This window comes from Wolbachia endosymbiont (group A) of Clivina fossor (assembly GCF_964026865.1).
GTDB lineage: Bacteria > Pseudomonadota > Alphaproteobacteria > Rickettsiales > Anaplasmataceae > Wolbachia.
In genome coordinates this window covers 339,267-352,349 of record NZ_OZ034707.1, presented here as the reverse complement: position 1 = coordinate 352,349, position 13,083 = coordinate 339,267, and the positions used below count along the sequence as shown (strand labels likewise).

Sequence of the window (13,083 nt, the reverse complement as noted above, 5' to 3'; positions counted from 1 at the left end):
ATATAGCAAAACATAGAATGCTCATGATTCCAACTATAGCAATTTTAAGTGGTGGATTTTCTTGCGAGAGAGAAGTGTCGCTTATGAGCGGAAAAGCCGTAAAGAAGGCACTTGATAGCCTTTCATATAATGCAATAGAAATAGATGTTGACAGCAACATTGTTGAAAAGCTTAAAAAGATTAATCCGGGCCTTACTTTTATTGCTCTGCATGGACCTTATGGTGAAGATGGTTGCATTCAAGGTTTATTGGAAATCTTAGGTATAAAATATACACACTCAGGAGTTATGGCTTCTGCTGTTGCTATGAATAAAGTGATGTCAAAGCATATATTTCGATCCCTTAGTATCGACACTCCAAAAGGTTATGTAATTAGCCAAGAAGATCTACTAAAAAATAATATTAAAATCGATTATCCGTACGTCTTAAAACCAATTAACGAAGGTTCTAGCATCGGAGTGCATATTGTTTCCTCATATGAAGACCATTTAAAATTTAAAAATGACGCTATCATACTTGATGTCATTCAAGTAGCTGACACTGGAATCCAGAAAAAAGAACCAGTGTCAGCTACCTCTATGACAAGAGACTTGATGATCATAGAAGAATATGTCCCAGGAATAGAGTTACATACTGCTGTATTGCTAGATGAAGCAATTGGCACTATGGAAATACGACCAAAAAATAAATTCTATGATTATGAAGCAAAGTATACAGATGGATTTGCAGAACATATATTTCCTGCTGAAATTCCTGACAATATATATAAAATGACCTTGGAACACGCACTGAAAATTCATCAATTTTTAGGCTGTAAAACTATTTCCCGCTCAGATTTCCGTTATAATCCCAAAAATAACACTTTAAAAATGCTTGAGATTAATACACATCCTGGCTTTACTGAGTTATCGTTAGTGCCAGAAATTGCAAAATTGGCAAAAGGAATCAATTTTAATGAATTAGTTAAAATTATTATTGAAGATAGTTTGCAGCACAAAAATATTAGGGATTTAAGTCATGTTGAGCAGTATTACTAGAAGCCAAAGGAGTTTTTTGCGCAAGTGCGCTTTCGTTATTATAACTGCGCTTTTTTTTACATTAGTACTTTATAGTTCACTTAATAAAATAATAAATCGATTTAATTACTACTTTACTTGGTGTAATGAGTGCCTATCCAGTTTATTACTCAGCAATGGATTTTCAATCGATGAAGTAGTCGTGAGCGGCAACAAATTTACAAACAAAAAGGACATTCTAAGTTTGACAGATAGAACGCAACCTATCCTGTATATATCACTTTCAAAACTTGCCGGTAACATACAATCCGTAAGCAGATGGATAAAATACGTAGGAGTTCACAGAATTTTGCCCAATACCCTACATATTAATATAGATGAGCATAAACCGTTTGCTCTCTGGAAAGATAATAACAAAACTTCGGTAATTGATTTCGAAGGCAAAGTGATCGTAGATGACTATCCAGTAGATGATCTTGTTGTAATTACAGGACAAAACTCGTTATCAAACCTAGAATTTGTTAGAGATGTGTTAGAGAGTAAAACTCAATTAAGTAACCACATTTCTTCTTTTGCTTATATAGGGAATAGAAGATGGAATATCATACTTGATAACGATTCCACAGTGAAACTGCCTGAAGATAACCCTTCTAGTGCATGGGACTATTTAAACCACTTGCACAATACAACTGATTTTACTTTCAGCGATTGGAGTATTATTGATATGCGTATTACTGATAAAATTTTTGTGAAGAGGTGATCTGCTGTCATCCAAGTAGCGGGATGACGAGCTTATCGTCATGCTGCCGCGAACCGTCATACCGCCGCGGTATCTCTTAGCCGCTAACAAGTAGCGAGATGACAGCAGTCCTACGTCATACCGTCACGGTATCTCTTAGCCGCTAACACGTAGCGGGATACTTAACCGTCATACCGCGATTCATTCACGGTATCTCAGCCGCTAACAAGAGATCCCGCTAACACGTAGCGGGATGACGGTTGTCGTTTAGCTACAAACATTAAGAAACTTACCAAATGGAAAAAAAGGCAAAAGAAGCCCCGGTTAATATCTATTTTAAAACATTGGCGTTTTTTTTATGTTTTAAACACTTAATAACCGCGACTCAGCTTATGTAGGTAAAAACCTAGAAATTTTATAAAGACATACGATGCACATAGTGCAAAAAATTAAACAATAGTACGCCAAATACGTTGTTTTCTTGCTGTTTAATCTGCACAGATGAAGATAACTGAATACCTTCATTGTCATAATAAGGGGGCCGGCGAAACTTGTCAAGCAAGTTTTTTCGTTTCTATAAATCTGGATTTCAGCGTTATGCGCTGGAATAACAACGTAAGGTAAATTTTTCAACATCCCAAAATTACAGAATTTAGTCTGTTTAATTAAGTGTGAAAGGTTACGATCATGCTGAGTCATTAGGAAAGATTAGAATATACAGCAGCTATAAAAACTGTTTAATAGCTACCCAAAACCCTTATTTCCCACTCAAGTTCAACATTAAATTTATCCTTCACTGCATCTTTTACTCTGTTGCCAAGGTTTTCCAAGTCAGATGCAGTTGCATTATCGTAATTGAGCAAGAAGTTACAATGTTTCTTAGAGATTCTAGCTCCACCAATATTTAACCCTAGGCAGCCAGATTTATCAATTAACTCCCATGCTCGGTAGTTTTTTGGATTTTTGAATATGCACCCAGCAGTTTTTCCTCTTATTGGCTGGCTTTTATTTTTTTTCTCAACAATTTCTTTTAACCTTTGCAATATAAGCTCATGCTCTGAGTTTACTCCTTTAAACTCAGCTTCAACAAAAATCCAATTTCCTTTTAAGCTATGTCCACGATAAAAATATCCCATTTCTTTGCTGGAGAACTCATATAGGTTTCCATCCTCTAGGTTCACTGCTTTTATGGATTGTACAACGCTTGCGATGTCACTACCATACGCACCTGCATTCATTTCTATTCCGCCACCAACTGTTCCTGGAATTCCAACTAGAAACTCGAGTCCACTAATTTGTTGCTCTCCTGCAAAGTAAGCAAGGTTCCTGAGCAGCGCAGCACCACCTGCAACAATGGAGTTGTTACCCTTACTTTTAATATATGCAAACTCCTTACCTAATTTTATTGTTATTCCTCGAATGCCACTATCTCGTACTATTATGTTGGATGTTGCACCAATAACGCTAACTGGCAGTTCAGTATTTTTAATCAAGTATGTTAAATCTTCAATATCACATGGTTTAAATAACACATCAGCTCGTCCACCGACGTTTAACCACGTCGCTTTAGACATTAAGATGTCATAACGATAGATTCCACGTACTTTAGGTAAGCTTATAAGCATTTTGATTTCAACTCTAGTCCTGCATCCATACCCATTTTCTCCGCATCTTCTATAAATGAAGTGCGCTCAGTGAAGTATATATTTTTTCCACTTGCTAACATACAACAAAGGTGTAGCATATTTTCGTTCACATATTCAGCCAAAGCTGCAAGTGGTGTAAAACATGAACCATTCACTGTCTTCATAAAACTGCGCTCTGATTTCACTCTTATAAAAGACATATTATTATTAATTTTCTCTACAAGATCGATAATTTTTACATCATTCCTTCTACATTGAATACAAATCGCTCCCTGTCCCACTGCACTTAACATAACTTTTGGTGGCAATACCTCTGTAATTAAGTGATTCTTTTCTAATCTTATGAGTCCTGCTTCAGCTAGAATTATTCCATCAAAACTTTGATTTTGCAATCTAGTTGTTACATTTCCACGTAGCGATATTATATTTAGATCTGGTCTAACATTTAACAACTGAACTTTTCTTCTTATTGAAGAAGTGGCAATAGTAGCCTGCTGTGGCAAAGACTCAAGGCTATTGTGTTTATGAGAAATAAACGCATCGCATGGACTTAGCCTTTCTAAAACACAAGGAATTGTTAAACCCCCTGAGAAAAACGCAGGCACATCCTTTAGCGAATGAACTGCCATATCTATATTATTTTCGAGCAATTCAGCCTCAATTTCTTTAATGAATAATCCTTTACCTCCTATTTCAGCAAGATTTGCGTTTGCATACTTATCTCCAGAAGTTTTTATCTTAACAATTTCAATAGATAAGTTAGGAAAAGAGTCCAGCAACTTTTGTTTTGCTTCCAAAGCCTGGGCAACTGCAAGCTTGCTTCCTCTGGTACCTATTTTGACTAGCATATGTATGACTGTTTGAATACCAAACCTTAACCTAATTAATTATTTAAACACTTTGGTAGCGTGTATCGCATGAACTTCGGTTACCATCTCTCTGATGTCATCCGAGTAGCTGACTACTTGGATCGAGTTTAATTCATCATATGAGCCTTTGCATTTATTGTACTTTAACTAAAAACCAAAAGCAACTTTGCCTTTACAAAATAATAACCTTTTATATGCATAAATAAGCTTACTGGATTCTAGTACTTGCATGACAGCAGTCCTACGTCATACCGCCGCGGTATCTCACATAGATCCCGCTAACAAGCAGCGGGATGACGATTGTCAGGGTGTCATCCAAGTAGCCTCTTTCTTGTCATCCCAGTGCCCAGACACTGGGATCCAGAAAACTTAATTTTAACCAAGTGGCTGCATAATAAAGACTGGATCCCAGACTGGAATGACACCCTACTTAACCGTCATACCGCGATTCATTCGCGGTATCTCAGCCGCTAACAAGAGATCCCGCTGCGGGATGACGGTTGTCGTTTAGCTATAAATGTTTAAGAAATTTACCAAGCGAAAAAAAAGGCAAAAGAAGCCCTAGTCATTGTCTATTTTCAGTATTTGGCGTTTTTTAAGTCTTAAACACTGCAATTTAGCTGCTTTTAAATGCAACTCACCTTTGTTTAAATGTTTAAGAAATTTACTAAGCAGAAAAAAAGGCAAAAGAAACCCCGTGGTAATTAGTGTTCACTCCCTAATCCTGCAAATTGGCGTACTATACTGTCTTAAACGACTTATAAGCGCGTTTCAGCTTATATAGGTAAAAACCTAGAAATGTTGTGAAGACATAAGGTGCACATAGTGCAAAAAATTAAAAATAAGACGCCAACTACGTTGTTTTCTTGCTGTTTAATCTGCACAGATGAAGATAACTGAATACCTTCATTTTCATGACGTCCAGTACAATGTTGCAAATTAAAAATCTCTCCATCCTGTGCTGGTTCTTCGATTCTAAACGCCACTTCTACCTGGTCATAACCAATCTGAATTCGTTCTACTAATGCTTTAATGATGCCACGCTTAGTTTGCCAATCTAGCTGTTCCAAATTAGATTTTACACTGGAATAAAGACTCTTTATACTGTTGATGATAAGGTTCATTCCCTTCTCTATTGCTTTTTGATCAACTACCTTTTTCTTCTCTTCTTCTATCCCTCTTAAGCGTTCCCTCATTCTTTTCATCGTCTGTTTAAATTCTTCCTCACTTATATATCCTTTATCTCCTACATTTTCTTGACTATAATAGTCTTCCATTAACTTTTCGATGCCTTGTTTTATTTGATTTTCCCTTCTTGCAAACTTCTTATCTGATGATTCATCATTTTTATTTTCTGCAATTCTACGGTGATACTCATTTTTTATTATCTCTGGGTTTTTTAGTAAATTTTTCACCTTTTCCCATATAGCTGTTTCTAACATATCTGTACGGACCAATTTATTAGTACACTTCTCCCTACCATCAGTAATACGTATAGTACTACTACAGCGATAATAGCTAAACTTTTTTCCCTCAACTCCATATGCATGCCATTTTTCTTGCAGTAGCTGTTATTGCTTTTGGTGCTCCTAGTCGTTTTTTCAATCTTCTGTAGTATGCACCCAACGCACTTTTACTATTTCCTACAGAATGAGCAGCTATTCGCAAAGCATTCGCAGCACGGTTAATGACTTTACGTGTTCTTGTGTTAAACACTTTTTCCCCTGTAACTTTATTAGCAGGACTGAGTCCCAACCACGACGAAAAGTGCTTTTCTGTTGGCCATTTACTATGGTTTATACCAACTTCTGAAATTATGGTTTGTATACTTAATACATCAAATCCAGGAATTTTAGTGAAATCCATACCAGTTATTCGGTGCAGTTCCTCATACAAAGCAAAGCTTGGCTTACTTTTGCTATTTTTATTCTTTTGCTTACTTAGCTGTTTGCTTTCACAAGACTTTGTTTCAAACGTTTTATAATAGGCTTCAATATTTCTATCACATTCTGCTATTTTTTCTTGATAAATATTATATAATTCAAATTCTTGCTTTAGCGTGAATAAGTGTTCCTCTCTATAGTCACCAGCTAACGCTTTTGCAATAGTAGACTGATCATTTTTCATTCGCACGTCCCTGAATTCTGCTAATTTTTCAGAATCTCTTTCGCCTTCAATTATAGCTTCAATGATTTTCATACCAGTTATCCCAGTAATATGACTAATAACCTTGTGTAATTGTATATTCATTTGAATTAATGCCTTCTGCATACGCAGAATATGTGTAGATGCACTTTCAGTGAGATTTTTGCGTTGCCGCACGTAACTGCGCAATACACACATCTGATTATCTGGCCTAAACGATCCATGAAGCAGTCCGTAGCTATGCAGTTGTTGGAGCCATTGGCAATCTTGAACGTCAGACTTCCTACCAGGTACATTCTTTACATGCCGTGCATTTACCAATCTTACCTCGAATTTGTATGACTCAAGTATTTGAAATAAAGGAATCCAGTATACTCCTGTTGATTCCATAGCTACTGTTGTAACTTTACACTTTTTCAACCACTGTGCTAAGTTATGAAGGTCTTCAGTAAAGCAGCCAAATTTCTGAACGCGTTGTTCATCTCTTCCTTCAGGTACACACACATAGTGTACAGCTGAACCAATGTCTATTCCTGCTGCATTAGGATTCACTATTTCTAATTTACTTTTTGCTTTTTTCATGGTAACTCCTACATATAATTTGTAACAGGGAAACGCTTCAGCTTGGAACGGTTGATAGTACAATCTCCTAACCGAGGTAGTCTAAATGACTCCATCAATGATTTGACCGTTCCTTCCAAAACCATGCTTGCATACGGGCACTTAGGCACCATTGAAAATGTCGGTCATAACTGCAGAGGCGCTCCCTGTACAACTATACTTGAAAACTACTAAAAACTTAAATTTGTGTGTTTCTTTCTGATTTGACAGATTTCGTCTGTTCGATGCTTGCATACTTTACCTTTATGCACTAACCTCTACATGCACGCTAAGAAGGGGCATACTGGTAGAGCAGTCTCATACTTTGTAGTTGCTCTATCAGTATTGTTATGCTGCAACGACTTTGACTAATGTTTCTGGACGATGGCACACTGGCAAAGGGTTCGACTGAGTATGCAATTTAGTCCCTCTATTGAACTCCTTCGGCTCTTGTTTTGCATATAATGGCTGCCCAAGGGTATTCACTGTTTCATTAAAGTCTGCTGGCGCAAAGTAAGTAGTAAATGTGCTTGCTGTACCAAGTGGAAAACAATGTCCGGTATTTCCTTCAATAAATCTTCTTACGTTTCCTTCAGGATCAGTTGCTTGCCCTCTATATTCCTCAAATGTTATTCCACAGAACGTAAATCCTGATCTCATATCGTTCCGGAGTGCTGCTCCTTCTTGCCATCTCTCGTATGCTTCTTTTACTTTGGCATGAGAAGTTAAAGCATCAAAAAACTCAGGACTATGAATCCCCGTCATATATTCACCACTTAAGTTGTCCTCAACATGGCGCAATACTTCCAGACACTTACGCTTGACATCGGTGGTTGCTGTTCCCAGTGCAAAATTTACTACTTTCGGTGTAATTTCAAATTCGTTATACAGATTTAATAACTCACTGCCATCTGCGTCCAAAATTATTCCTTTGAGCGCCCCCATTCGCAAATGTTCTAACGTTATTGCGTGTTTGTTTCTCATCAACTCCAGATGATCTGTTACTACACTCGCCAGTGCCGTAAGTTCGCTTTCTGACCCAAATGCCCTTATCCCTTGTACTTCCTCAGGCAACACTACGTCATCATGAGGAATATGCGGAATGGTAAAAGTTCTTATTTTCCTTTTTCCTCGTTTTCCTACTGTTGCTGGTGCTCCCGGAACTTGCGTTGGTAATAAACTCAATACCCCGTTTTGCTCTTCTATGGTAATATGACGAACTTTTACTGATTTACTTGGAAATAATTTTAAATTTTCGACGCGACCATAATTTATCGGCAATATGTTTATTGCTTTAGTTAATTCCGTCATACTAAATGCTGGATTTGTAAATGGATTTTGCATTCTTTCCCCCTTTCCCTTTAATGCTGTGTGTTTTAAGTTGTTTCTATGTAAGTTGCTGAGTCTGGTAGCTCGTTAAACTCCCTTGCGGATGATGATTCCTCGTGTTTCAAGTTGCTTTATTACCGCAGCTTTTTGCTCTTCAGTTATATTTGTTAACTGTAGCCTTTTATCCTCTCTTAGTTCTTTTGATAATATTTGCTGTTCTGTTTTTTACTCTGCAGCTTGCATAAAACACCTTATCTTGACAATTAATGCCATTTATATTGAACAATTACATAATGTGCAAACATTTTTTTACATAATTTAATTTGTAGAAAGTTTTGCCTCAAATGCTTTTTAATTGACTCTCTTCTACAGGGTAGTCATAATGTATTATTTAATTAAAGAGAGAGGGTGATTATGGAGCCGCTACATGAAATACTGGAAGTATTAAATAATGATCAAGATTTAAACTCGAATAATATAGTTAAAAAGATAAAGAAAAAACTAGAAGAGAAAAGCAAACTAGATAGTGGATTTGAAGGAGCATTAGCAAAGGAAGAATATAATGTATGGAAAGAAAGTAAGTTTTCATTAGACTGCCAATTTACTACTAATATTGCTAGTTGGCAAGGTACATTACTGCATGTGGCTGCTAAACATGGCCATACGAACATAATAAAAATTCTGATAGAAAGTGGTGCAGATGTTGATGGCAAGCATAGCCATACTCCTTTACATGCAGCTGCTAAAAGTAATCAGCTAGAAGCAGCAAGGATTCTAATAAAAAACGGCGCAAATGTTCATACAAAAGATATCTGGGAATGTACTCCTTTACATTATGCTGCAGTTAGTGGTAGTGAATCTATAATACGGCTTCTCATACAAAATGGTGCAGATCCTTGGGTGAAGGATAAAAATAGTGAAACTCCAGTATATAGCTATGTATACGGGCGTGCATGGCTCCTTTCACCTCTTACTATTACCCACAAATATAAATGTTTGTTGCATAGCTCTTAATGGCATAACTTTTGCTTGAAATAACTGTTTATATGGTGCAATTTACAGCTTTTAGTTGCTAAAATTATAACTCTTAGTTTAATAATTTTAATCCAATAAGCTTTCAGGTTAATAAAATTAAATTATTTGAGTAAATACAATACTATGTTTTTATTTGTGGGTAATAGTAAGCTTTCACCTGGGTCTGGTGATGGGTGTTTAGCACAATTTGAAAAAGCACGCAATGGAGGCCTCTTTGTTCGTTATTCAACACTGTTACTAGGGGCTGTAGCAGCAATAACACTTTTTACAACTGGCAATATTACACCAGATGCACCACGTATAATAGGCGCAGCAGCTTTAGTTACAGTAGCAGCATTTGCAGCTGGTCGTATCACATATGAGATATTTAAACCCAGTACTAAAATGGCAAGAGTAGAACATGAGCGTTTTGTAGCAGCACAGCAATCACCACAGTAGTCTATTTCTAAATAAAAAAACTGTTACATTATATCTCATATTATGGTAAGCCTAGCGTTAGGTGGTTCATATGAGGTAAAAATGAAAAACATTATCATCGCAGGCTCTGGTCCTGTTGGTTCATCTGTCCATCTCAGCCATAATTCTTGCACTTTTTTCCGAAACTCTGCATCTTTCGCCTTTGATTGCGGTTTTATTCCTGTTCCAACGCAATTACTCACTATCGTATCGATTATGTTTGCTGCATAGGAGTTCTTTCTTACCATATCACGAGACCGACTGCGTAAGTGTTCAAGGCTTTGGGAAAGTAAGCTATTTATACTTCCTGACTCTGGTTGAAAGTGCAATAATCTCCTTCCTGAACCTCCATGCTGAACCTTTAGACTTTGGTGGTTTGCGGAATAATTGCTTGAATGATTTTAGTAGCATTACTTTTCCTTATCTGAAACTTTCGATAATTCAGCTTCTAACTCTTCTATTGTTGGCAAAGCTGTTTTGATGTTTTCTGGTAGATTTTCAGTTATTCGATATTCCGCTAATCCTATTGGTTTATTTATGTCTTTGAGTGTATATTTAGCAAGTACATCGTCTTTAGATTTACATAAGATTAACCCTATAGAAGGTTGATCTGTCGAGTGCTTCAGTAAATCGTCAACTGCGGAAAGATAAAAATTCATTTTACCTGCATACTCTGGTTTAAAATCTTTATCTTTTAGTTCAATTACTATGAAGCAACGTAACTTTAAATGATAGAATAATAAATCAATATAAAAGTCTTTATTACCAACATCTAAATGAAATTGTCTACCAACAAATGCAAATCCCTCACCGAGTTCTAACAGAAATTTTTCCATATGCCCTACAAGTCCCTTTTCTACTTCTCTTTCGTGAGCATCCTTACCTATACTTAAAAAATCAAAAATATATGGATCTTTTAATGTATAATGTGCTAGATCGGATTGTGGAGATGGTAATTTTTCTTCAGTGCGACCCTGAAAGTCGTGGTTTTGTGGTGGTTAAATTCCACTTTCCCTAGACATCGGGGATAATGTATATCTCACATTTTAAAGGGTGGCAACCTTTGGGATGCAAGCATGAGATAAAAGCAGGTAACACTAAACCTCATGGTGAATCCCTGCAAACAGAGTTAGATATGATTACGAGAGGAACCTATGTTTGAATTGTCGTCAAAGCATAGTATGCGAAAAGAGGTTGAACTACGCATAGACCAAAATGGTACGAAGCAAAAGGGGAACTAAAGATTGAAGACTTTAGTTATTGATGTTCCCAGCTTCCGGCAAATAGTAGGAATCTAAGTTTAACGTGAAACGAAGCCATGGAACGGAGTAACCACATAAAAGCTCTTATATTCATAAAAATATAAGTAGGTAGCCAACCACAAGCTGCTATGTGGAAGGATTGTTTAAGAAGCTAATGCCCAAAGTAATATCTGGGATACGCAGACGTAAACACTTTAATTTGGAAGGTAAAGTGGTGAATAGTAGTGAATATGTTATGGACCAGCAAAAAGCTAGGTATGAATGGAATGGAATTCCTTGGCGAAAGCTGAAGAAATCTTCATTTAAGCTACAAAAACGAATTTACCAAGCTTCTAAATGTAATGATATCAGAAAGATGCATAATCTTCAGAGATTATTACTCAAATCAACAAGTGCAAAAACACTCGCTGTTAGGAAAGTAACACAGGACAATAGGGGGAAGAAGACTGCAGGTATTGATGGAAAGGCTAATCTTAATCAAAAAGAAAGATTACAACTATCATATTCTTTAGATATAAAAGAAAAAGCAAAGCCATCAAGACGCGTCTGGATCCCAAAACCTGGTAAGCCATCGGAGCATCGCCCGCTTGGTATACCTACTATATCGTGTCGAGCAAAACAAACACTTGTAAAAATGGCTTTAGAACCAGAATGGGAGGCAAAACTTGAGCCAAACACTTATGGTTTTAGACCTGGTAGATCATGTCATGATGCAATTGAAGCCATATTTGATGTGCTAAAACAGAAAACAGCATATGTATTAGATGCTGATATTTCTGGATGTTTTGACAATATTAACCATAATAAACTGCTTGAAAAGCTCAATACCACACCAACGTTAAAGAAAATCATAAGAGGATGGTTAAGGGCAGGCGTTATGGAAGATGGAAAGTTTCAATCCACAAAACGTGGTACAATTCAAGGAGGGACGATCTCACCGTTGCTAGCTTGTGTTGCATTACACGGATTAGAGCAACATATCAAAAAAGCATTAACAAACGAACTCTTTCAATGCATGAAAAGAAAATATGGTAGGATATCGCATAAAAATGCGCAAAAGTCTATTAGTGTAATTTTCTACTGTGATGATTTTGTCGTCATACATGAAAGTGAAGAAATTATTCTTAGGGCAAAAGTTCTAGTTGAAGAATGGTTAAAAACCATTGGATTAGAATTAAAGCCTTCTAAGACAAAAGTTTCTCATACATTAAAAATCATTAATGGAATAAAACCAGGATTTGATTTTCTTGGATTTTCAATAAGACAATATCCAACAAAAGAAAGTAAGAAAGGTTACAAATTATTAATAAAACCAAGTCGTAATTCTATAAAGCAGCATATATTTGCTATTAAACATAAACTTAGAGAAATGCGTGGGGCGCCACAGGAAGTAGTAATAAGGAATCTCAATCCAATCATTAGAGGGTGGAGTCAATATTACTCTTCAGTAGTTTCATGTAAAATCTTTAGCTCATTGGATAATACTATACATAGAAAGCTCTGGAAGTGGGCAGTCTTTAGGCACCCAAACAAAGGGAAATGCTGGATAAAAAGAAAATACTTTAAAAAGTATAATAACGATAACTGGCGTTTTATGACAAGTAACAAGATACATCTTATTATACACAGCGATCATGTTATTAAACGACATATCAAAGTGCAAAAAACCAGATCTCCATATGATGGTGATTGGGTTTATTGGGGTAATCGTCTTAGAGAAATACCAGATAAGCCATCAAGAGTAATAAAACTATTGAAGTTACAACAAAGTAAATGCGGTAATTGTAGACTATGGTTTGAAAGTGATGATATAATAGAAATACATCATAAAGACCGGAATAGACGAAACAATATGATCAAAAATTTATCTTTGTTACATGGGCATTGTCACGATGAATTACACAGGAGGTGTGCATGACAAGCACCAAATTAGAGAGAAGCCGTATGAGGCGCAAAGTCTCACGTACGGTTTTGAAGTCGAGTGAA

At 36.4% G+C, this 13,083-nt stretch carries 9 protein-coding genes and 4 pseudogenes; 5 read left to right on the top strand and 8 right to left on the bottom strand.

Features of this window, described 5'->3' with window-relative positions; all coding sequences use genetic code 11:
* Window positions 1-17: 17 nt before the first annotated feature.
* Both AAGD99_RS01950 and AAGD99_RS01945 read left to right on the top strand, forming a co-directional pair.
* Window positions 18-1,037 (top strand): D-alanine--D-alanine ligase, encoded by a 1,020-nt coding sequence (locus tag AAGD99_RS01950; protein WP_341823191.1) that lies wholly within the window; start codon window positions 18-20, stop codon window positions 1,035-1,037.
* Window positions 1,018-1,776 carry a cell division protein FtsQ/DivIB gene (locus AAGD99_RS01945; RefSeq protein ID WP_341822422.1) on the top strand — a complete coding sequence of 253 codons (759 nt, stop codon included), beginning with the start codon at window positions 1,018-1,020 and terminating at the stop codon, window positions 1,774-1,776. Before AAGD99_RS01950 ends, AAGD99_RS01945 begins: the two co-directional genes overlap by 20 nt.
* Before the next feature lie 716 nt (window positions 1,777-2,492).
* On the opposite strand, the gene murB is transcribed toward AAGD99_RS01945, so the two are convergent.
* From murB to AAGD99_RS01910, 6 genes and pseudogenes are all read right to left on the bottom strand, one after another.
* Window positions 2,493-3,380, bottom strand: a complete 888-nt coding sequence (gene murB / locus AAGD99_RS01940; protein WP_341822421.1) for a UDP-N-acetylmuramate dehydrogenase — start codon at window positions 3,378-3,380, stop codon at window positions 2,493-2,495.
* Window positions 3,371-4,249: a hydroxymethylbilane synthase gene (hemC, locus tag AAGD99_RS01935; protein WP_264688058.1), complete on the bottom strand. Its 879-nt coding sequence runs from the start codon at window positions 4,247-4,249 to the stop codon at window positions 3,371-3,373. Before hemC ends, murB begins: the two co-directional genes overlap by 10 nt.
* Window positions 4,250-5,046: 797 nt before the next feature.
* Window positions 5,047-5,685, bottom strand: a complete 639-nt coding sequence (locus AAGD99_RS01925; RefSeq protein WP_341822420.1) for a hypothetical protein — start codon at window positions 5,683-5,685, stop codon at window positions 5,047-5,049.
* 124 nt (window positions 5,686-5,809) lie between these two features.
* A pseudogene (locus AAGD99_RS01920) lies at window positions 5,810-6,997 on the bottom strand (IS110 family transposase); the annotation flags it as partial.
* 366 nt (window positions 6,998-7,363) lie between these two features.
* Window positions 7,364-8,359 carry a major capsid protein gene (locus AAGD99_RS01915; protein ID WP_341822419.1) on the bottom strand — a complete coding sequence of 332 codons (996 nt, stop codon included), beginning with the start codon at window positions 8,357-8,359 and terminating at the stop codon, window positions 7,364-7,366.
* A 72-nt stretch (window positions 8,360-8,431) separates the two neighbouring features.
* Window positions 8,432-8,509, bottom strand: a pseudogene (locus AAGD99_RS01910) (head decoration protein); the annotation flags it as partial.
* A 249-nt stretch (window positions 8,510-8,758) separates the two neighbouring features.
* Between AAGD99_RS01910 and AAGD99_RS01905 the strand changes: the two are divergent.
* Window positions 8,759-9,358: an ankyrin repeat domain-containing protein gene (locus AAGD99_RS01905; protein WP_264731117.1), complete on the top strand. Its 600-nt coding sequence runs from the start codon at window positions 8,759-8,761 to the stop codon at window positions 9,356-9,358.
* Window positions 9,359-9,502: 144 nt separating this feature from the next.
* A complete protein-coding gene (locus AAGD99_RS01900) occupies window positions 9,503-9,817 on the top strand; it encodes a hypothetical protein (protein ID WP_341822417.1) in 315 nt (104 codons plus the stop codon).
* Window positions 9,818-9,936: 119 nt separating this feature from the next.
* Here the strand turns inward: AAGD99_RS01900 and AAGD99_RS01895 are convergent.
* Both AAGD99_RS01895 and AAGD99_RS01890 read right to left on the bottom strand, forming a co-directional pair.
* Window positions 9,937-10,246: pseudogene (locus AAGD99_RS01895) on the bottom strand (phage portal protein); the annotation flags it as partial.
* Window positions 10,246-10,800, bottom strand: a pseudogene (locus AAGD99_RS01890) (PDDEXK nuclease domain-containing protein); the annotation flags it as partial. The pseudogenes AAGD99_RS01890 and AAGD99_RS01895, both read right to left, overlap by 1 nt.
* A gap of 427 nt (window positions 10,801-11,227) precedes the next feature.
* On the opposite strand from AAGD99_RS01890, the gene ltrA reads away from it, so the two are divergent.
* Complete coding sequence (gene ltrA, locus AAGD99_RS01885) at window positions 11,228-13,015, top strand: group II intron reverse transcriptase/maturase (protein WP_341822236.1); 1,788 nt, start codon at window positions 11,228-11,230, stop codon at window positions 13,013-13,015.
* The last annotated feature ends 68 nt before the right edge of the window (window positions 13,016-13,083 follow it).